We start from the raw sequence: 20,459 nt of genomic DNA on the forward strand, positions 1-20,459 counted from the left end.
CGCACGGGAAGATTCCCGGTGCGGCGGCCATCGAGCTACTTCATGAACTCGATGCCTGAGAACTTTCCAGACACCGGCGCGGGTTGCGCAGACAGGCGCTACCTCATTCGCAGCGAAGCCGAGGGCGACGACATCGAACTGCGCGCCGGCTCGATAGAAGGCCTGCCTTCCGTGTACATCACCGAGGAAAGTGACGTTGTCGAAGATGTGCTCATCGTCGTGGACGGCATGCAGGCTCCCGGCAACTACCCGGCTCTGAGGGCAGGCACCGTCTACACGATCTTCAAGGTGATCGGTGACTTCGAGGCGGAGGTGGCCTGCATCCATTGCAAGGCGCTCCGGAAGGACAAGGGCTCGCGCCAGCATTACGTTGTGTCGGTCGGCCGCGCATACCTGCCGAAGGTGCAGATCCTGGATGCGTGGAGGGAGGGCGTTCCGGTCAGCTGGCGCGACCTCGATCCCGTTTACGGGTACCCGTGGATCAGCGCCTGCATGTCCCTGGCTTCTCCCTTCAATTGGCGCCAGACGCTGGTGACCGGGCTTGTCGTGCTGGACGTGGCCGGCTTGCGAACCGAGGACGACCTCTACTGTCACCTCGGAGAGGCGCTGTTCGGCTACCGCGGGTACGCGGGCAGCAACCTGGCTGCATTCGAAGACGTGCTTCGGCACAACGAGCCCGCGCGCATCACGTTCTCGATTCCTGACGAGGCCGAGTTCGATGCATTCCTTGCAAGGACCACGCGGCGTTCCGGCCACGCGGGTGTGTTCAAGCAAATCATCGGGGAGGCTGGTGCGGCGCTGAGGATCGAGCGGCGCGGCGCCTGATCGGTACAGGTCGGCAACCGGCCCGCTACTTCGCAAACAGCCGCGAGATATCCGAGAACGCCTTCAGCTCCAGCGCATTGCCCGACGGGTCGAGAAAGAACATCGTCGCCTGCTCGCCGGGCTCGCCCTTGAAGCGGATGTACGGCGCGATGACGAATTCGGTGCCGTGCGCCTTGAGCCGCTCGGCGGCCGCTTCCCAGTCGGCCAGCGGCAGCACGATGCCGAAGTGGCGCACCGGCACGCCGTGCCCATCCACCGCGTTGAGCTGGCTCGCGCCCGTGGCCTCGGGTGCGAGGTGCGCCACGATCTGGTGGCCGTAGAAGTTGAAGTCGATCCATTCGGGCGAGCTGCGGCCTTCAGGGCAGCCGAGCGTCTCGCCATAGAACTTGCGCGCCAGCGCGAGGTCGTGCACCGGAAACGCGAGGTGGAACGGCGACAGCATGGCGGGGTTGGAGGTGGGGGCCTTCATGTGCGTGGGCTTTCTGGTGAATCGCTGGAGGAGCAAGGAAACTGGCGCGATCGTAGGTTGGCCGATGCAAAAACAAAATCAATATATATTTGTATCGAGCATCGAAAGGATTGATGAATGATTCGGGAGCTCAAGACCTTGATCGCCGTGGCGCGCGAGGGCACCTTCTCCGCGGCGGGCGAGAAGATCGGGCTGACGCAGGCGGCCGTCAGCGCGCAGATGCAGCGGCTGGAAGCCGAACTCGGCTTCGCGCTGTTCGACCGCACCGGCCGCTCCGCGCTGCTGAACGCCGCGGGCCGCCAGACGCTGGCGCAGGCCGAGGAGCTGGTGCGCCTGTACGGCAATCTCGGTGCCGGCACGGCCGAAGACGCGTCGGCCGCGCGCGTCATCGCCATCGGCGCGATCGCGTCCGCGCAGCGCTCGGTGCTGCCCGACGTGCTGGCCCGCTTCCACAAGCAGCACGAGGGCTGCCGCACACGCGTGGTGCCGGGCGTGTCGATGTCGCTCTTCGACCAGGTCGACGCGGGCGAACTCGACATGGCGCTGATCATCCGCCCGCCGTTCTCGATGCACGGCGACCTGCGCTGGACCACGCTCGCGCGCGAGCCGTTCAGGCTGCTGGTGCCGCGGCAGCTGAAAGGCGACGACTGGGCGGAGATCCTCGCGAGCCACCCCTTCGTGCGCTATGACCGCGTGTCGTTCGGCGGGCGGCAGGTCGAACGCTTCCTGCGCGCGTCGCACCTGGGCGTGCAGGACGTGTGCGAGGTCGACGAGCTCGAAGCGATCGTGGGCCTGGTGGCAAGGGGCCTGGGCGTGGCACTGGCGCCCGAGACCGCGCCGCATCGCCGTTGGCCGGCGGCCGTGCGCGCGATCGACCTGGGGCATCACACCTTCCATCGCGAGGTCGGGCTGGTGCATCGCGGCAGCCGCAGCCTGAGCGCGGCGGCGCGTGCGCTGTCGGCGCTGGTGGGCGCGGCCTATCCGGCGCTGGCTTCCGTGCCCTGAGGCACTCGCCCCGGGTCAGCCCACCAGGCTGGCCACCGCCCGCACCACGCTCACCGCCGCCAACGCAATCAGCAGGTTCAGCACATGCTTCCTGAACTGCTCCGGCGACACGCCCTTGAAAGAGCGCTGCCCGTACCAGATGCCCGCGAGCATCGCCGGCGCGAGCCATAGCGCCCACTTGAGCGTGTCCGCCCCCATCAGGTTGCCCGACGCATGCGCCGATGACGGTATCAGCGCCGCGCAGATCAGCGCGACCACGTCGCTGAACAGCAGCAGCGCAATGAGCGTGGCGCGCAGCGCGGCCGGGGCCATCTTCGTGGTGCTCAGCAGCACCGCGATGGCAATGCCGCCGATGGCCGCCACGCCGTTGATGAAGCCCGAGGCCAGGCCGGCCGCGAGCCGCACGCTGCGCGTGGGCACCAGCGTGACGTGCGCGCCGCCGCGCAGCAGCAGCGCGGCCGCCATCAGCAGCGCACCGATGAGCAGGCGCAACGGCGTTTCCGGCAGCCAGGCGAGGAGCGCCACGCCGATGGGAATGCAGATCAGGTTGCCCAGCATCAGCCAGCTGAGCCAGGGCATGTCGACGTCGCGCGCAATGCCGCGCAACTGGCTCAGGCTCGCAAGGATCTCCAGCATGAAGATGGCGGGCACCACCAGCGCGGGCGACACCACCAGCGACATGCCCGCCACGGTGATGGCCGAGAAGCCGAAGCCCGCGAAGCCGCGCACGATGCCGGCCGCGAACACCACGCACAGGCTGTACGCGAGCGTCGCCGGCGCCAGCGGCGGCACCAGGAGGTCCGCCGCCGTCATGCCTCGAAGAGCGGCAACAGCTTCAGGCGTTGCACCTTTCCGGAGGGGCCGCGTGGCAGGTCGCGCACGAAGCGGTAGTGGCCGGGCGCCTTGTAGCGGCCGAGCGCGGTGGCGCTGAACTCGCGCAGCTCGTCCTCGGTGCAGGTGCAGCCTTCGCGCAGCACGATGCACACGCCGATGTCCTGCCCGTAGTGGCGGTCGGGCACGCCCACGGCGGCGGCCTCGAGCACGGCGGGGTGCTGCAGCAGGGCCTCGTCGATCTCGCGTGGCGCGATGTTCTCGCCCCCCTTGATGATCAGCTCCTTGATGCGGCCGGTGACGAAGAAGAAGCCGTCCTCGTCGCGGTGGCCCAGGTCGCCGGTGCGCAGCCAGCCGTCGGGCGTGAAGCTGGCGCGCGTGGCGTCCTCGTTCTTGTAGTAGCCGAGCATCACGTTGGGCCCGCGAATGACGAGCTCGCCCGTCACGCCGTTGGCCACGGCCGCAAGACCGGCATCGATCACGCCGGCCATGCAGCCCGACGCGCGCCCCACCGAGCCGAGCTTGCGCGCGGCCGGGTCCATGGGGTTCGAGAAAGAAGGCGCCGCGGTTTCGGTGAGGCCCATGGTCTCGACGATGCCGATGCCGAACATCTGCTCGAAGGCGCGGTGGTGCTCGGGCGGCAGCGCGGCCGAGGCCGAGCGGCAGAAGCGGATGGCCAGCGTCTGCGCCAGCGGCGGCTTCGCGCCCTCGAGCAGGTACGAGATCATGGTGGGCACCACGTTGATCCAGCTGCACTGCGTCTGCGTGGCCTGCTCCCAGAAGCGGCCGGCCGAGAACTTCGGCGGCATCGCAAGGCTGCCGCCGTGCGCGAGCGGCGCGAGCATGGTCACGGCGAAGGCGTTGATGTGGTACAGCGGCAGCACCGCCAGCACGCGGTCCGAAGGCTGCAGCTGGTGCTCGGCGCTGATGGCGTGCGCATTGGCCGCGAGGTTGCGCTGCGTGAGCATCACGCCCTTGGGCATGCCGGTGGTGCCCGAGGTGTACATGAGCAGCGCAACGGCGTCGGGCGAGGGCGCCGATGCGGCGGCGGCCATCTCCTCTTCGCCCGGCAGCGCGTCGGCTTCGGGGTCGACCACGACCAGCTTCACCGGCCTGTCGAAGGCTTCGACCATCTCGCGCACGCGCGATTCCCACTCGGGCGCGACGCAGACCACGCGGCAGTCGGAGTGCGCAAGCACGTAGCGCATCTGCTCGGGCTGCGACAGCAGGTTGACCGGGTTCACGACGAAGCCGCCGTGCATCGCGCCCAGCAGCAGGCGCAGGGTCTGCAGCCCGTTGGGCATGACGACGGAGACGGTGTCGCCCGGCTGCATGCCGTGCCCGCGCAGCACCGAGGCCGCGCGGCGGCATCCGCGCGCGAGTTCGCCGTAGGCGATGTGCTGTTGCGACTCGGTGGCGCGCGCGTACACCGCGTGCGGCTGGCGCTGCGCCTGTTGCTCGACCAGCGCGTGAACCGTGGTGGCTTCAGCTGCCGCCATCGCCGTGCTCACTTCGCGCCGTGGGTGGCGAAGAAGGCGCCGAAGATCTGTTCCTCGGTCGGCACCACCTCGGGAATCGGCCGCGACACACGCGTGATGTTCAGGTAGTGGCGGTAGTTCATGTTGTCCGAGAAGTTGTTCTTGCCCCAGGTGCCGCAACCCATCGACAGCGAGAACGGCAGGCCGTTGTCGAAGCTGCCGCCGGTGGCGATGCAGTGCGCCTGGTCGACGATGACGCGAGACACCGGCAGCGTGAGGCCCAGGGACAGCGCGCGCTCGGGCACGGTGCTGTGCAGGCCCACCGAGTGGCCCGCGCCTTCGTAGGCATAGATGCGCTCGACCGTGGCGGCGGCTTCGTCGAAGTCGCGCGCCGCATAGACCGCGAGCACGGGGCTGAGCTTCTCGCCCGAGAACGGATGCTCGTGGCCCACGCCGTCTTCCGCCACCATGAGGATGCGCGGGTCGGCTTCTGCAATGGCTTGCCAAGCGGCGCGGTTGGCGCCGTCCAGCGCGGCCGCGCGTTCGGCAATGGTGCGCGCCGACTGGCCGATGACGGCGGGCGAGAGCTTGCCTTCGGGCCACATCAGCGCCTGCAGCGTGGCCTTCTGGCCGGCCGCGAGCATCACGGCGCCGCGGTCTTTCAAAGCGGCGAGCATCTGCGCGCGCACCGCGTCGACGATGACCAGGCTGTTCTCCGACGAGCAGCTCGTGGCGTTGTCGAAGGTCTTCGAGCGCACGATGCGGTCGGCCGCCGCTTGCACGTCGGCCGTCTCGTCGACGATGCCCGCCACGTTGCCCGCGCCCACCCCGAAGGCCGGCGTGCCGCTCGCATAGGCCGCGCGCACGTTGGCCTGCGAGCCGGTGGCCACCACCAGGTCGCACAGGCGCATCAGCTCGGCGGTCGACTGCTTGTTGACGGGCGAGGGCAGCAGCTGCACCAGGTCGCGCGGCGCGCCGATGCGGTCGAACTGCTGGTGGATGAACGCGATGAGCCGCGCCGCCGTCGACCAGCCCTTGGGCGAGGGCGCGACGATGACCGCGTTGCGGCCCTTCAGCGCATTGATGATCTTGTTGGCCGGCGTGGCGCCGGGGTTGGTCGAGGGCGTGACGGCGCACACCACGCCCACGGGCCGCGCGATCTCGACGATGCCGCGCGCCGGGTCTTCCGCGATCACGCCGACCGAGCGCGCGCCGTGCAGGTCGCGCAGCAGGCCGAAGGTCTTGCGGTGGTTCTTGCGCACCTTGTCCTCGACGTTGCCCACGCCGGTGTCGGCCACGGCCAGCTCGGCCAGTTCGCGGTTGCGCGCCGGCTCGATGATGGCCCAGCCGGCCGCGACCACGGCGGTGTCGACCTGGGCCTGCGACCAGGTTTCGTAGATGCGCTGCGCGGCGCGCGCACGGGCGACGAGTTCCGCGATCGGGGATGAGGGGGATGAGGAGGACGAGGGGGATGAGGTGGGGGCTGGATGTTCCATCATGGGGTCTCTGTGTCGGTCAGTCGACTTTGATGCTGGCCTCTTTGGCCAGCTTCTGCCAGCGCACGAGTTCGGTGCTGACCACCTTGCCGAGCTGCTCCGGCGTGCCGCCCACGCCTTCGCTGCCTTGCGCCAGCAGCTTGTCGCGGATGTCCGGTTCCTTCACCACGGTGTTGATCACGCGGTTGAGCTTGGCGATGGCGGGTTGCGGTGTCTTGGCGGGCACGAACACGGCGTACCACGAGTCGACGTCGAAGTCGGCAATGCCGGCCTCCTGCATCGTCGGCACGTCGGGGAAGGCCGCGCTGCGCTTGGTGGTCGACACCGCGAGCGCCTTCAGCTTGCCGGCCTTCACGAACTGCGCGGCGGCCGGAATGGACACCCACAGCAGCGGCACCTGTCCGCCCATCACGTCGGTGACGGCCGGGCCGCCGCCGCGGTAGGGAATGTGCGTCATGTGCGTGCCGGTGCGCAGCTTCAGCAGCTCGCCCGCCAGGTGCCCGGGCGAGCCGTTGCCCACCGACGCGAAGGAAATGCTGTCGGGCTTGGCCTTGGCCAGCGCAACCAGTTCGGCCACGGTGTTCGGCGGAAATTGCGGGTTGGCCACCAGGATCTGCGGCAGCGAGGCGACCATGCCGACCGGCGCGAAGTCTTTCGCGGTGTCGAAGCTCAGCTTGTTGTAGATGGCGGGGTTGATGGTGTGCGACGACAGCGTGAACAGCACCGTGTAGCCGTCGGGCGCCGACTTGGCCACCACCTCGGTGCCGATGGAGCCGGCCGCGCCGCCGCGGTTGTCGATGAGCACCGGCTGGCCCAGCAGCGTCTGGAAGCGCTCCTGCACGATGCGCGCGATCACGTCGGTGCCGCCGCCGGGCGGGTAGGGCACGATCAGGCGGATCGGCTTGTTGGGGTAGTCGCCGCCGTTGTCGGCATGCGCGGCGAAGGGCATGGCAAGCGGCACGGCAAGCGCGGACAGCGTTGCGAAGGCCGTCAGGCCGGCGCGCAGCCAGGGAACGGGGAACAGCTTCATTCGAGTCTCCTTCTCTTTGGTGTGTTCGCACTGGCGCCTGCAGACGTTGCCGCGCTTGCGCGGTAGCCGAGCGTTGCGCTGGCATCGCGCGCGCAGGCCGTGATGTGGCCGGCCAGCCCGCGTGCCTGCGTGCGCGCGAAGCGGATCGAGGGCACGCTCATGCCCACCGCCGCTACCGCGTCGCCGCGCGCGTTGAACACCGGCACGCCGAGACCGCAGACGCCCAGGCGCCATTCCTCGCGGTTCTCGGCATAGCCGCGTGCCCGCGTGCGCGCCAGTTCAAGAGAGAGCGCATCGAAGTCGGTGATGCTGTTCTTCGTGTGTGCCACCAGCGCGCCCAGGCGCTGCCGCAGCGCGGCCGTGTCGAGCGACGCCGCGGCAAGCAGCGCCTTGCCCGAGGCCACGCAGCAGGCCGCCGCGCGGCCGCCGACGCGCGAGTACGCGGCCACCGGCAGCGGGCTGTCGAACTTGTCGAGGTAGACGATCTCCGCGCCGTCGAGCACGGCCAGGTGAATGGTCTCGCCCGTGGCCTGCGCAAGCGCTGCCAGGTGCGGGCGCAGCAGCGCGCCCACGTCGGCCGCTTCGCCCACCAGCGCGCCGAGCTCGAAGAGCTTCAGGCTGGGCCTGTAGGCGCTGGTGCCCGCGTCCTGCACGGCCCAGCCGCATTCGACCAGCGTCTGCAGCGTGCGGTGCGCGTTGCTGCGCGCCATGCCGAAGGCCTGTGCCAGGTCGGTGACGCGGCAGTCGCGCTGCTGCCGCGCCATCCATTCGATGGCGGCGAGGCCCTTGGCAAGCGTGGAGTCCATGTGTTGTCGTCTCCGATGTTCCAAATGCTGGAACGTCGTTCTTGGATTTGAAACGCAATGTAGGAATGCCGGGGCCCCTTTGTCAATCAGGGACTTGGATGTAATGCCAAACGCCTAAGGGCTTGGGTAGCCAAAAGTCTCAACGCCGGTGCCGCCCCGCCATGAGTTCGATCACCTCGCGGAAGAGGGTGTTGCCGCTCGAAGTTGCCAGGTCCAGCACATGGCTGCGGCTGTAGTACGGGCTCAGGTCGAGGCCCACGCCGATGCCGGCAATGGCGATGTCGCCGCGCTGTTCCTGGCGCGCGACCACATCGCGCAGGTGGTGGTCGAGGTAGTGCGCGTCGTTGGCCAGGTGGGTGGCGCTGTCCATCGGCGAGCCGTCGGAAATCACCAGCAGCAGCTTGCGCGCCTCGCTGCGCTGGCGAAGCCGCACGCAGGCCCAGTCGACCGCTTCGCCGTCGATGCCTTCGCGGAACAGGTCGGCCTTCAGCAGCGCGGCCATGGCCGGGCGCGCGCGGCGCCAGGGCGTGGCCGCGGCCTTGAAGACGATGTGGCAGCGCTCGTTCAGCCGGCCGGGGTGGGGCGGGCGGCCGGCACGCACCCACTCGCGTTGCGCACGCCCGCCGTTCCATGCGCCGGTGGTGAAGCCCAGCACCTCGCTGGCCACGCCGGCCTGTTCGAGCGCGCGCGCGAACACGTCGGCCATCATCGCGACCGACTCCGCGTGCTCCTTCATCGAGCCCGAGCAATCGATGAGAAAGGTGACGACGCAATCGGCCACGGGCGCCATGCGCTCGGTGCGGAACAGGCGGCGCTCGGTGGGCGAGGCGACCAGCTGCGCGAGCCGGCGGCCGTCGATGAGGCCTTCTTCCTGTCCGCCGTCCCAGCCGTCGCGCTCGGGTTCGGCCAGCAGCGCGCTCAGTTCGCGCGCGAGGCGGGCGATGTTCACGCCCTGCGCGGCAATGCGGCGGTCGAGCTTCTCGCGGTGGTCGGCCAGCACCTCCTTGCGTGCGAGCGTGGCGGCGTCGTGTTCGCGGTCGCAGGCGGTGGTGAAGACGCGGTAGGCGCCGCCCGCGTCGTCGAGCACCGCGCTGCGGCCCGACTCGGCGGTGGTGAAGCGCTCGATGATCTCCTGGTCCATGTCGGCGACCAGGCTGAACACGCTGCGCTTGTCGTCCACATGCGGGTCGCGTGCCGCGCTGCTTTCTTCGCCGGCCTCGCGCAGCATCGCGGCCACGGTGCGCGCGATGGCGAGCGCATGCGCGGCGTAGGCGGCCTGGTCGGTGCGGTCGCGTCGCAGGCCCGCCAGCGCATGGCCGATGAGCGGCGCGAGCGCAAAGCGCGTGGCCTCGAGCATGTCTTCGGTTTCTTCCACCACCTGCTCGCCGCTGACGCGGGCGCGGCAGATCTGCGCCACCGCGTACAGCAGCAGGCCGCGCGCGGTGTCGGTCAGGCCCGAGTGGTGGAAGGCCAGCGACCATTGTTCGTGCCGGTGGCGCAGGTTGCGGCGCATGCCCACCATGGCCTCCGGCGCCATGGCTTCGGCGCGGAACTGCTCGAGCATCTCGAACAGCATGCGTTCGACGGGTTCTTCGGGCCGCAGGCTGTCGTGCAGCGCCGCGTCGGACTCCGACAGCCGCAGCGCCAGCCCGTCGGCCGCGCCGCGAAACGAAGCGAAGTCGTCCGTCTCCGGCGAAGGGTGCAGGTGCGGCGCGAACCACGGCAGCGCGACGCGGCCGCGGTGCAGCCGCCGGCCGCGAAAGTGCAGGTCGCGCTCGCCGCTGAAGGCGCGCACCACGCCCGCGCAGAGTTCGGCCACCTGCTCCTCCTGCCGCACCCTGCGCTGCATGGCGCTGGCCGAAGCAGGCGTGCCGGTCATTCGCGCGGGCCCGGCGAGGTGAGCTGGTGCGACTCCTGCAGTTCGCGGTCGAAGCAGCGCTGGAAGTACTCGGCCACCAGCGGCCGCTCGGCGTCGTCGCACTTGTTGACGAACGACAGCCGGAACGCCAGCGCCGGGTCCTTGAAGATCTCGATGTTCTCGGCCCAGGTGATGACCGTGCGCGGCGACATCAGGGTGGACAGGTCGCCCGCCGCGAAGCCCTTGCGCGTGAGGTCGGCCACGGCCACCATCGACGCGACGAGCTTCGTGCCCGCCGCATCGGCCAGCGACGGCACCCGCGCCTGCACGATGGCGATTTCTTCCGCGGCCGGCAGGTAGTTGAGCGAGGCGACGATGTTCCAGCGGTCGATCTGCGCGTGGTTGAGCCGCTGCGCGCCGTGGTACAGGCCGTTCAGGTTGCCCAGGCCCACCGTGTTGGCCGTGGCGAACAGCCGAAAGAACGGGTGCGGGCGCAGCACCTTGTTCTGGTCCATCAGCGTGAACTTGCCGTCGCGCTCCAGGACGCGCTGGATGACGAACATCACGTCGGGCCGGCCCGCGTCGTACTCGTCGAAGATCAGCGCCACGGGCCGCTGCAGCGCCCAGGGCACGATGCCTTCCTGGAACTCCGTGACCTGCTGGCCTTCGCGCAGCACCACGGCATCCTTGCCGACGAGGTCGAGCCGGCTGATGTGGCCGTCGAGGTTCAGGCGCACGCAGGGCCAGTTCAGCCGCGCCGCCACCTGCTCGATGTGGGTCGACTTGCCGGTGCCGTGCAGGCCCTGCACCATCACGCGCCGGTCGCGCATGAAGCCCGCGAGGATGGCGAGCGTCACGTCGGGGTTGAAGCGGTAGACGGCGTCGACCTCGGGCACGTGGTCGTCGCGTTCGCTGAAGGCGGGCACCTGCAGGTCGGTGTCGATGCCGAACACCTCGCGCACGCTGAGCAACCTGTCCGGGCGGAGTTCTGCTGTATCGGTCACGGGGAGGGCTTTCGTTCTGTGAAGAGGGTCAGGCCTGTGCGCGGTCGGTGGCCGCGCCGGCGTCGATGCGGCTGAGCGCCTGCGCCGCGCGCTGCAATGCGGGCAGCAGCGTCTTCGCCCTGGCCGCGTCGAGCCGCATCACCGGCGCCTGCACGGCAATGCACAGGTTGGAAGGCGCGTCGTCGCCCGAAGGCACCAGCGTGGCGATGCACAGCAGGCCGGGCAGGAATTCTTCGTGGTCGATGGCGTAGCCGTCCTTGCGCACGCGCTGCACTTCTTTCTCGAGCGCCTCGGGGTCGGTCAGCGTCTTCGCGGTGTAGGCCTCCAGCGGCGCGTTCGACAGCAGGCGGCGGCGCTGCGCGGCGCTCATCTGCGACAGAAAGATCTTGCCGCTGGCCGAGCAGTGCGCCGGCACGCGCGAGCCCGAGTGCAGGTAGAAGCGCAGCGGCGCGGCGGTCTCCACGCGGTCGAGGTACACCACCTCGCTGCCCGAGAGCGCCGTGAGGTTGCAGCTCTCGCCGATTTCCTCGACCAGTTGACGCAGCACCGTATGGCGCGCACCGTGCAGGCTGTCGTTGAGCAGCAGGTTCTCGGCCAGCCGCCGCAGCCGCGTGCCGATGCCGTAGTGCCGGCCGTCGCCCTCGCGTTGCAACAGCCCCGAGCCTTCGAGCTGCTGCAGCATGCGGTGCAGCGTGGGCTTGGGCATGCCGGTTTCCTCCACCAGGCCCTGCAACGAATAGCGCTGGTCCTTCGCGGCCATGACCTCGAGCAGCGCGAACAGGCGCATGGTGGGCGTGTCGCCCCCCGTGGCGGGCGGCTCGGCTGCTTGCATGGGGAGCCCTTTGACGATCTTCATGGGCCGGATCATAGGTGTTTTACAAAAAAAGAGACATGGCGTACCGTTTTTTGTAAATTGTTTGACGCCAGCCGGATGCCGTCCTATATTCCGCCGGAATGAATTTCGGAACAAGGAGTTCCGAAGTTTCAAAGCGCCGGACCACCGGCAACCGATCGCCACATCCTTCAGGAGACGCCTTCCATGAGCCAGAAGCAACCCGCAGCCCCCGCCCAGCCTTCGCGTGAAGCCGTCACGGGCGTGCAGAAGATGACCCCCTCCGAGGCCTTCGTCGAGACCATGGTCGCCAACGGCGTGACCGACATCTTCGGCATCATGGGCTCGGCCTTCATGGACGCGATGGACATCTTCGCGCCCGCCGGCATCCGCCTGGTGCCGGTGGTGCACGAGCAGGGCGGTGCCCACATGGCCGACGGCTATGCACGCGTGTCGGGCCGCCACGGCGTGGTGATCGGGCAGAACGGCCCCGGCATCAGCAACTGCGTGACGGCCGTGGCCGCGGCCTACTGGGCGCACAGCCCGGTGGTGATGATCACGCCCGAGACCGGCACCATGGGCATGGGCCTGGGCGGCTTCCAGGAGGCCAACCAGCTGCCGATGTTCCAGGAGTTCACCAAGTACCAGGGCCATGTGAACAACCCCAAGCGCATGGCCGAGTACACGGCGCGCTGCTTCGACCGCGCCATCTCCGAGATGGGCCCGACGCAGCTCAACATTCCGCGCGACTACTTCTACGGCGAGCTCACCACCGAGATTCCCAAGCCGATGCGCGTGGAGCGCGGCTCGGGCGGCGAGAACAGCCTGAACGCGGCCGTCGAGCTGCTGGCCTCGGCCAAGTTCCCGGTGATCCTGTCGGGCGGCGGCGTGGTCATGGGCGACGCGGTGGAAGAGTGCAAGGCGCTCGCCGAGCGCCTGGGCGCGCCGGTGGCCAACGGCTACCTGCGCAACGACTCCTTCCCCGCGAGCCACCCGCTGTGGGCCGGCCCGCTGGGCTACCAGGGCTCCAAGGCCGCGATGAAGCTCATCGCGCAGGCCGACGTGGTGCTCGCGCTGGGTTCGCGCATGGGTCCGTTCGGCACGCTGCCGCAGCACGGCATGGACTACTGGCCGAAGGACGCGAAGATCATCCAGGTCGAGGCCGACCACACCAACCTCGGGCTGGTGAAGAAGATCACCGTGGGCATTCACGGCGACGCCAAGGCCACGGCCAAGGAACTGCTCAAGCGCCTGCAGGGCAAGACGCTGGCCTGCGACGCCAGCAAGGCCGAGCGCGCCGACAAGATCAAGGCCGAGAAGGCCGCGTGGGAGAAAGAGCTCGACGAGTGGACCCACGAGCGCGACCAGTTCAGCCTGGACGCCATCGAGGAAGCCAAGGGCGAGAAGACGCCCACCGGCGGCAGCTACCTGCACCCGCGCCAGGTGCTGCGCGAACTCGAGAAGGCCATGCCGCCGCGCGTGATGGTCTCCACCGACATCGGCAACATCAACGCCATTGCCAACAGCTACCTGCGCTTCGAGGAGCCGCGCAGCTTCTTCGCGCCGATGAGCTTCGGCAACTGCGGCTACTCGCTGCCCACCATGATCGGCGCCAAGTGCGCGGCGCCCGACCGCCCGGCCGTGGCCTATGCGGGCGACGGCGCCTGGGGCATGAGCATGGTGGAAATCATGACGGCCGTGCGCCACGACATTCCGGTGACGGCCGTGGTCTTCCACAACCGCCAGTGGGGCGCGGAGAAGAAGAACCAGGTCGACTTCTACAACCGCCGCTTCGTGGCCGGCGAGCTCGAGAGCGAGAGCTTCGCGGGCATCGCCAAGGCCATGGGCGCCGAGGGCATCGTGGTCGACAGGATCGAGGACGTGGGCCCGGCGCTGAAGAAAGCCATCGACATGCAGATGAAGGAAGGCAAGACCTGCGTCATCGAGATCATGTGCACGCGCGAACTGGGCGACCCGTTCCGCCGCGACGCGCTGGCCAAGCCGGTACGATTCCTGGACAAGTACAAGGATTACGTCTGAACCCATGACCGATTCGCTGCTGACGCTCAACGCGGGCTCCTCGTCCATCAAGGTCGCATTGTTCGATGCGGCCGCTCCGGGTGGCGGCGACGCGTTGCCGTCGGCGCGCTGGTCGGGCCAGGCCGACGGCCTGGGGGCGGGCCTGAAGGCGCGGCTGCGCGTGCGCGATGCGCAGGGGCAGACGCTGCTCGACGAGGCGCTCGACGGAGGGCAGGCCTCGCACCAGGGGGCCCTGGCCGCCTTGCTCGAATGGCATGCGAAGGAGAGCGGGGGAGAGGGAGAGGGCGAGGGCGGCCGCATTGCGGCGGTGGGGCACCGCATCGTGCACGGCGGCACGGACTTCGTGGCGCCGGTGCGTGTCGATGCGGCCTTGCTCGATGCGCTGGCCAGGCTCGAACCCTTGGCGCCGCTGCACCAGCCGCACAACCTGGCGGGCGTGCGCGCGGCCATGGCGGCGTTCGAGGGCGTGCCGCAGGTGGCGTGCTTCGACACGGCCTTTCACGCGGTGCAGCCCGAGGTCAACCGGCGCTTCGCGCTGCCGCGCGAGCTGCATGACGCGGGCGTGCGGCGCTACGGCTTTCACGGCCTGTCTTACGAATCGATCGTGGCGCAGTTCGGCGCCATCGCGCCCGAGCTGGCGCAAAAGCGCGTGATCGTCGCGCACCTGGGCAACGGCGCGTCGATGTGCGGCATGCGGCAGGGCCGCTCGGTCGCCACGACGATGACTTTTTCTCCGCTCGACGGGCTGACGATGGGCACGCGCTGCGGCCACATCGACGCGGCCGTGGTGCTGTACCTGCTGCGCTCGCGGGGCATGTCGCCCGACGATGTCGAGAAGCTGCTGTTCCGCGAGTCGGGGCTGCTCGGCATGTCGGGCGTGTCGAGCGACATGCGCGCGCTCGAGGCGTCGAGCGAGCCTGCCGCGGCGCAGGCCATCGGGCATTTCGCCGAGCAGGTCGTCCAGCACATGGGCAGCCTCGCGGGCGCGCTGCGCGGTGTGGATGCCATCGTGTTCACCGGCGGCATCGGCGAGAACGCCGCGCCGCTGCGCGAAAGCATCCTCGAAGACTGCGAATGGCTGGGCGTGCACGTCGACGCGGCCGCCAACCGCGGCGGCGCCGCCCGGCTCAGTACCGCCGAGAGCCCGGTGAGCGCGTGGGTGCTGCGCACCGACGAGGAAGCGGTGATCGCGCGGCACACGGCGCGCGTGCTGCACGCCTGAGCCGCCTGAGCCGCTTGATCCGCTTGATCCGCCTGACCCGCCCGCGAGTCGGTTTCAACTCGGCTGTATCGCCGCCGACTTGATCACCTGCGCCCAGCGCGCGATCTCGTCGTTGAGAAAGGCCGCGAACCGGTCGGGCCCGCGCGCATCGATGCTGAAGCCCTGCTGGCGCATGCGCTCGGCGATGTCGGGCGCGCCCATGATCTTCACTACCTCCGCGCCCAGCTTCTGCACGGCCGCATCGGGCATGCCGGCGGGCGCCATCATGCCGGTCCAGTTTTCCACCAGCAGCGCGGGCATGCCCGCTTCGGCCGTGGTCGGCACATCGGGCAGCGCGGGGTAGCGCGTCTTGCTGGCAATGGCGAGCGCGCGCAGCTTGCCGCCCTTCACGTGCGGAATCGACTCGGGGTAGTTGGAGAACACGATGTCGAGCTGCCCGCCGATCAGGTCGGTCATCGACGCCGAGCCGCCCTTGTAGGGCACGTGCTGGATGGCCGACTTGTTCAGGTCGTTGAAGAGCGCGAGCGTCAGGTGCGGCGGCGTGCCGCTGCCGCTGGAGCCGGCGTTGAGCTTGCGCGTCTTCGACTGCGCCATCAGGTCCTTCAGGTCGTGGATGGGGCTGGACGCCGGCACCACGATCAGCATCGGGCTGCCCGCCATCAGCGCCACGGGGCGCAGGTCTTTCTGGAAGTTGAAGGGCGACTTGGGAAACAGCGTCACGTTGGCGGCGTGCGTCAGCGTGATCGCCAGCAGCGTGTTGCCGTCGGGCGCGGCCTTGGCCACCACGTCGGCGCCGATCTGGCCGTTGCCGCCGGGCTTGTTGTCCACCACCACGCTGACCTTCCAGTGCTCGCCGAGCTGCTGGCCGACCTGGCGCGCCATGACGTCGGTGAGCCCGCCGGCCAGGAAGGGCACCACGTAGCGGATGGTCGCGTCGGAGCGGGGGTAGTCGGTGCCCTGCGCCCAACCCATCGCGGGGGCCAGCGCGCCCATGGCGGTCACTGCCGCGGCGTGCCGCAGCACCTCGCGTCGTTGCATGCTTTTCATCGTCTTGTCTCCTTTTGTTGTGGGAACTCACGGCGCCGCGCGGGCCAGCTCAGCCCAGCAGCGCGTCGGGTACGGCGATTCCTTTCTGTTCGGCCTCCAGCCGCAGGTGTTCGCGCCGCGCGCCGGGCAGCCGCACGCCTTCGTCGCGAAGCATTTCGCTCACCAGCACCTCGATGCGGTCGAGATAGCCCGCCGACCCGGCCAGCGCGCCGGGGTCGATGACGATGAAGGCCTGGCCGATGCGCGGGCGGTTGCCCGCGTCCTCGAAGAAGCTCGAGGCCTCGAAGCCGAACTGCGCGCCGATGAGCGCGGTCACCAGCAGCTCGACCACCAGCGCGAGCATCGCGCCCTTGGGGCTGCTGGCGGCACCGACCGGCAACATCGAGCCTTCGAGCGCGGCCTGCGCGTCGGTGGTGGGGAGGCCCTCTTTGTCGAGCGCCCAGCCCACGGGAATGGGCTTGCCCTGTTTCGCCGCGACCATGACCTTGCCGCGTGCCGCTTCGGAGAGGCTCAGGTCGATCATCAGCGGCGCGGCATCGCGCCGAGGGAACACGGCCGCCACCGGGTTGGTGCCGAAGATCGGGTGCCTGCCGCCCGCCGCCGGCATCGCGGCCGGCGAGTTGGCGAAGCCCAGCCCGACCATGCCCGCCGCGGCCGCCGCGCGCAGGTGGTCGACGACCACGCCGCAGTGGTGGCTGTTGGCGACGCCCGCGATGCTGATGCCGAACTCGCGCGCCCGCGCAATGGCCTCGGCCACCGCCATCTCGCAGGCCGCGAAGGCCAGGCCCTCGTGCGCGTCGATCAGCGCCGCGCCGCCCTTGGCGTGGCGCAGCGTGGGCACCGCGTTGCCGTTCACGCGGCCGTTGCGCAGATGGGTGGTGTATTGCGCGACGCGGCCCAGGCCGTGCGAGCCTATGCCTTGCGCCTCGGCCAGCACCAGCGCGCGCGCCGTGGCGCCGGCCATGGTGTCGTTCGCGCCCGCGGCGCGCAGCGCCTGTGCGACCGCGTCGCGCGCCTGTTGCAGGTTGAGCGTGGCCATCAGTGCAAGGCCTCCAGCACCTTCTGCGCGATGAGCTGGCTCACGCGCTCGTTCGACTCGATGGTCACGCCCGCGATGTGCGGCGTCAGCAGCAGGTTGGGGCAGTCCTCGAAATGCGGCGATGCCGCGAGCGGCTCGGTGTCGAACACGTCGAGCGCCGCACCGCCAAGCCGGCCTTCGCGCAGCGCCTGCGCCAGCGCCACCTCGTCGACGATGCCGCCGCGCGCGCTGTTGACGAGCACGGCGGCCGGCTTCATGGCGGCGATGCGCGCCGCACCGAAGAGCCCGCGCGTGGAATCGACCAACGGCAGGTGCAGGCTCACCACGTCGGCCTGCGCGAGCAGTTCGTCGAGCGTGGCGCAGCAGCGCACGCCGCCTTGCGCGAACGCGGGATGGCTGGCGTCCATGACCGCGTCGAAGGCGATGGCCGGCATGCCCAGCGCGCCGGCCAGCCGCGCGGTCAGCTGGCCGATGGCGCCGAAGCCCACCAGCCCCAGCGTCTTGCCCGACAGCTCGCGCCCGTTCGACAGCGCCGCGCGCGGCCAGCGGCCCGACGCCACGGCGGGCGTGCACGCACAGGCGCCGCGCAGCAGCAGCATCGCGCTGGCGATCACGTATTCGGCCACGCTCAGCGCATTGGCGCCCGTGGCCGGAATCACGCGCATGCCGCGCGCCTCGCAGCCGGCCACGTCGATGTTGTCCAGCCCCACGCCCAGGCGGCCCACCGCCCGGCAGCGCGCGAGCGCGTCCAGCAGTTCGCCGCGCACCTGCGTGCGGTTGCGCACGATGAGCGCGTCGGCCCCGGGCGCCTCGCGGTGCAGGCGGGCGCCGTCGTCCACCAGGTGGGGGTCGTACAGGACGTCGTGTTGTGCGCGAAGCTGCGCAACCGCAGCCTCGTCCATGAATTCCGCAATGACGATTCTTCTCTTCATGCAATCCTCGATGGCCTGGGTGTGTGCGGGCGCGCAGCACGCCGAAGGTGCTGCGCGCGGGGCGGGCCGCGGCACGGTGCCGGCGGCCCGTGGGGCGCTCGGCCGTGTTCAGGCCGATTCGTAGAGCCGGGTCATCACGAACTCGCGATGGCCCAGCGCCTCGGCCGCGGTGAGCCGGCCGTTGGCCGTGCGCAGCATGCAGTCGAGCAACTGGTCGCCGGCCTGGTCGAGCGTCATCTCGCGCTGCAGCAGGCCCGAGGTGTCGACGTCGACGTGCTCGCTCATGAGCCGCACGGTGCGCGGGTTGGCGCAGATCTTGATGACCGGAAGAATCGGGTTGCCGATGACGTTGCCCTGGCCCGTGGGAAAGAAGTGCACCGCATAGCCCGAGGCCGCGCACAGCGTGACCATCTCGGCCGCCGCGCTCGAGGAGTCCATGAACCACAGGCCCGCACCGGTCGGCACCTCGGCCTTGTCGAGCACGCCGTCGACCAGGCACTTCTTGCCGATCTTCTGGATGTTGCCCAGCGCCTTTTCCTCGATGGTCGTGAGGCCGCCCGCGATGTTGCCCTTGGTGGGCTGCGAGTCCGACAGGTCGCTGGTCTTGTGGCGGTTGATCATGGCCTGGTAGCGGTCGAACATGAACATGAAGCGCTCCTTCACCTCCGGCGTGCGGCAGCGCTCGGCCACGATGCGCTCGCCGCCGGTGATCTCGGAGGTCTCGCCGAACACCAGCGTGTTGCCGGTCTCGTAGAGCTTGTCGAAGGCGTTGCCCACGGTGGGGTTGGAGCCGCAGCCCGAGGTGGTGTCGCTCTCGCCGCACTTGGTGGACACCCACAGCTCGTGGATGGCGCAGGGCTCGCGCTGCTTCTCGCTGGCGGCCTGCACGAACGCGCGCGCCACCTTGCTGGCACGCAGGATGGTGTCGTGGTCGCCGTGGCCCTCGATGCCGAAGCCCACCACCGGCTTGCCCGTGGTGGCGATGCCCTCGACCACCTTCTGCGTCCAGCTGTCCTCGATGCCGATGACCACGACGGCCGCCACGTTGGGGTTGCAGCCGGCGCCGATGAGCGTGCGGAAGTGCAGGTCGAGGTCGGCGCCGAACTGCAGGCGGCCGTAGGGGTGGGGAATGGCGAGCGCGCCCTTGATGTTGTGCGCGACCGCTTCGGCGGCGGCGTTGGAAAGGTCGTCCAGCGGCAGGATGACGACGTGGTTGCGGATGCCGACGCGGCCGTTTTCGCGGCGGTAGCCGAGGAAGGTGGTGTCTTTGGAAATGATGGACATGCGGTGCTTTCGGGTTCGTGGGGAATGGACCTGGTGGTGCGCAGCGGGGGCGCCTACCAGCGCTTGGTCTTGATGTTCTGCACGTGCGCGTGCTCGCCCGCCTTGATCGGCGCGACCACCTTGCCCATGTCGATGCCGTACTTCCACACCGTGTCGCCGGGCGCCATGTCGCGCAGCGCGACCTTGTGGCCGATCGGGATGTCCTGGCGCGCGTCGACGCTGGTCATCCGGTCCTCGTCCATGATCCAGCCGCTGAGCGACATGCCGGCTTTCACGCCTTCCACCACCACCACCGCGACCGTGTCCTTCGCGTCGTGCAGAACGAAATGAATCATCGTTGTCTCCTGTTCGGACTCGCTGAAAATTTGCAGCGAGGGCAGTGTCCGAGCGCGTGTCTCCGGGTGTCAAACAGGTCATATGAATGACTTGTATGAATCGCGAGGCGGGCTCAACATCGCGGCATGCGCCGATCGAACACCCTGTCTTCGCTGTCAGCCTTCGAGCCGATTCCGGCCGACGCGGCCGGTGCGCCGCTCTACCGGCTGGTGCGTCGCTCGCTGTTGCGCGCCATCGAGTCGGGGCGTTGCGCGGCGGGCAGCGCGCTGCCCAGCGAGCGCGCGCTGGCGGGTGCGCTGGGCGTGTCGATCGGCACGCTGCGCCACGCCACCGACGACCTGGTGGCCGAGCACATCCTCGTGCGGCGGCAGGGGCGCGGCACCTTCGTTGCAGTGCACAACGCCGATCGCTTCATGTTCCAGTTCTTCCATGTGGAGCGCAGCGACGGCTTGCGCCAGGCGCCGCAGGTGGAGCTGGTGGCCTTCGAGCGCGTGCGCATGGACGAGGAGCCCGCGCAGGCGCTGGGCCTGAAGACCGGCGAGCCCGCGATCCAGATCGACAACCGCCTGCTGCTGCAGGGCCGCGCGGTGATCCACGACCGGCTGACACTGCCGGCGATGCTCTTCAAGGGCCTGACCGAGAAGCGCTTTCGCGAACGGCCGAGCACCATCTACCACCTCTACCAGACCGAGTTCGGCATCACCGTGACGCTGGCGCGCGAACGCGCCCGCGCGATGACGGCCGACCGCAGCGTGGTGCGCATCCTGGGCGTGGCCGCGGGCTCGCCGGTGATGGAGGTGCGGCGCACCGCGCTGACCTTCGGCGACAAGCCGGTGGAGTACCGCGTGTCGACCATTCACACGGCGCACTACGAGTACGTGCACCAGCTGTCGCGGCCGGCTTAGCAGCAGGCCGTTGCGGTGCG

General features: G+C 69.5%; 19 protein-coding genes. 5 read left to right on the top strand and 14 right to left on the bottom strand.

The features are described from left to right. Positions 1-42: 42 nt before the first annotated feature. Positions 43-825 (top strand): barstar family protein, encoded by a 783-nt coding sequence (locus BM013_RS37655; RefSeq protein ID WP_093135233.1) that lies wholly within the window; start codon positions 43-45, stop codon positions 823-825. A 25-nt stretch (positions 826-850) separates the two neighbouring features. Here the strand turns inward: BM013_RS37655 and BM013_RS37660 are convergent, their stop codons facing one another. After that, a complete protein-coding gene (locus tag BM013_RS37660; RefSeq protein WP_093135235.1) occupies positions 851-1,294 on the bottom strand; it encodes a VOC family protein in 444 nt (147 codons plus the stop codon). Between the two features lie 117 nt (positions 1,295-1,411). Between BM013_RS37660 and BM013_RS37665 the strand changes: the two genes are divergently transcribed. Continuing rightward, on the top strand, positions 1,412-2,299 hold the full coding sequence (locus BM013_RS37665; RefSeq protein ID WP_093135238.1) for a LysR family transcriptional regulator: 888 nt from the start codon (positions 1,412-1,414) through the stop codon (positions 2,297-2,299). Between the two features lie 15 nt (positions 2,300-2,314). On the opposite strand, the gene BM013_RS37670 is transcribed toward BM013_RS37665, so the two are convergent. From BM013_RS37670 to BM013_RS37705, 8 genes are all read right to left on the bottom strand, one after another. Continuing rightward, positions 2,315-3,112: a sulfite exporter TauE/SafE family protein gene (locus BM013_RS37670; RefSeq protein ID WP_093135240.1), complete on the bottom strand. Its 798-nt coding sequence runs from the start codon at positions 3,110-3,112 to the stop codon at positions 2,315-2,317. Beyond that, positions 3,109-4,629: an AMP-binding protein gene (locus BM013_RS37675; protein WP_093135368.1), complete on the bottom strand. Its 1,521-nt coding sequence runs from the start codon at positions 4,627-4,629 to the stop codon at positions 3,109-3,111. Before BM013_RS37675 ends, BM013_RS37670 begins: the two co-directional genes overlap by 4 nt. Before the next feature lie 8 nt (positions 4,630-4,637). Further along, a complete protein-coding gene (locus BM013_RS37680) occupies positions 4,638-6,104 on the bottom strand; it encodes an acylating sulfoacetaldehyde dehydrogenase (RefSeq protein WP_093135371.1) in 1,467 nt (488 codons plus the stop codon). A 19-nt stretch (positions 6,105-6,123) separates the two neighbouring features. Beyond that, entirely contained in the window at positions 6,124-7,134 is a 1,011-nt protein-coding gene (locus BM013_RS37685; RefSeq protein WP_093135243.1) for a tripartite tricarboxylate transporter substrate binding protein, read from the bottom strand. Next, positions 7,131-7,940, bottom strand: a complete 810-nt coding sequence (locus BM013_RS37690; RefSeq protein WP_093135245.1) for an IclR family transcriptional regulator — start codon at positions 7,938-7,940, stop codon at positions 7,131-7,133. Before BM013_RS37690 ends, BM013_RS37685 begins: the two co-directional genes overlap by 4 nt. A 139-nt stretch (positions 7,941-8,079) precedes the next feature. Then, a complete protein-coding gene (locus tag BM013_RS37695; protein WP_093135248.1) occupies positions 8,080-9,819 on the bottom strand; it encodes a cobaltochelatase CobT-related protein in 1,740 nt (579 codons plus the stop codon). Then, positions 9,816-10,802: an AAA family ATPase gene (locus tag BM013_RS37700; protein WP_093135251.1), complete on the bottom strand. Its 987-nt coding sequence runs from the start codon at positions 10,800-10,802 to the stop codon at positions 9,816-9,818. Before BM013_RS37700 ends, BM013_RS37695 begins: the two co-directional genes overlap by 4 nt. A 28-nt stretch (positions 10,803-10,830) precedes the next feature. Continuing rightward, entirely contained in the window at positions 10,831-11,658 is an 828-nt protein-coding gene (locus BM013_RS37705; protein WP_218153727.1) for an IclR family transcriptional regulator, read from the bottom strand. Positions 11,659-11,841: 183 nt separating this feature from the next. On the opposite strand from BM013_RS37705, the gene xsc reads away from it, so the two are divergent. Next, positions 11,842-13,674 carry a sulfoacetaldehyde acetyltransferase gene (gene xsc, locus BM013_RS37710; protein WP_093135257.1) on the top strand — a complete coding sequence of 611 codons (1,833 nt, stop codon included), beginning with the start codon at positions 11,842-11,844 and terminating at the stop codon, positions 13,672-13,674. 4 nt (positions 13,675-13,678) lie between these two features. Beyond that, positions 13,679-14,896 carry an acetate/propionate family kinase gene (locus tag BM013_RS37715; protein ID WP_093135260.1) on the top strand — a complete coding sequence of 406 codons (1,218 nt, stop codon included), beginning with the start codon at positions 13,679-13,681 and terminating at the stop codon, positions 14,894-14,896. A 54-nt stretch (positions 14,897-14,950) separates the two neighbouring features. Here the strand turns inward: BM013_RS37715 and BM013_RS37720 are convergent, their stop codons facing one another. From BM013_RS37720 to BM013_RS37740, 5 genes are all read right to left on the bottom strand, one after another. Further along, on the bottom strand, positions 14,951-15,934 hold the full coding sequence (locus tag BM013_RS37720) for a Bug family tripartite tricarboxylate transporter substrate binding protein (RefSeq protein ID WP_093135374.1): 984 nt from the start codon (positions 15,932-15,934) through the stop codon (positions 14,951-14,953). Positions 15,935-15,992: 58 nt separating this feature from the next. Then, positions 15,993-16,982 carry an Ldh family oxidoreductase gene (locus BM013_RS37725; protein WP_093135263.1) on the bottom strand — a complete coding sequence of 330 codons (990 nt, stop codon included), beginning with the start codon at positions 16,980-16,982 and terminating at the stop codon, positions 15,993-15,995. Beyond that, positions 16,982-17,914, bottom strand: coding sequence for a hydroxyacid dehydrogenase (locus BM013_RS37730; protein ID WP_177225674.1), 933 nt, complete (start codon positions 17,912-17,914; stop codon positions 16,982-16,984). Before BM013_RS37730 ends, BM013_RS37725 begins: the two co-directional genes overlap by 1 nt. Positions 17,915-18,022: 108 nt before the next feature. After that, positions 18,023-19,198 carry a UxaA family hydrolase gene (locus BM013_RS37735; protein WP_093135266.1) on the bottom strand — a complete coding sequence of 392 codons (1,176 nt, stop codon included), beginning with the start codon at positions 19,196-19,198 and terminating at the stop codon, positions 18,023-18,025. Positions 19,199-19,251: 53 nt separating this feature from the next. After that, positions 19,252-19,533 carry a UxaA family hydrolase gene (locus tag BM013_RS37740; protein ID WP_093135268.1) on the bottom strand — a complete coding sequence of 94 codons (282 nt, stop codon included), beginning with the start codon at positions 19,531-19,533 and terminating at the stop codon, positions 19,252-19,254. Positions 19,534-19,659: 126 nt separating this feature from the next. Here BM013_RS37740 and BM013_RS37745 point away from each other — a divergent pair, with 126 nt between their 5' ends. Then, positions 19,660-20,439: a GntR family transcriptional regulator gene (locus BM013_RS37745; RefSeq protein ID WP_093135271.1), complete on the top strand. Its 780-nt coding sequence runs from the start codon at positions 19,660-19,662 to the stop codon at positions 20,437-20,439. The last annotated feature ends 20 nt before the right edge of the window (positions 20,440-20,459 follow it).

Origin of the sequence: Variovorax sp. OK605 (assembly GCF_900115445.1) — a bacterium.
GTDB lineage: Bacteria > Pseudomonadota > Gammaproteobacteria > Burkholderiales > Burkholderiaceae_C > Variovorax.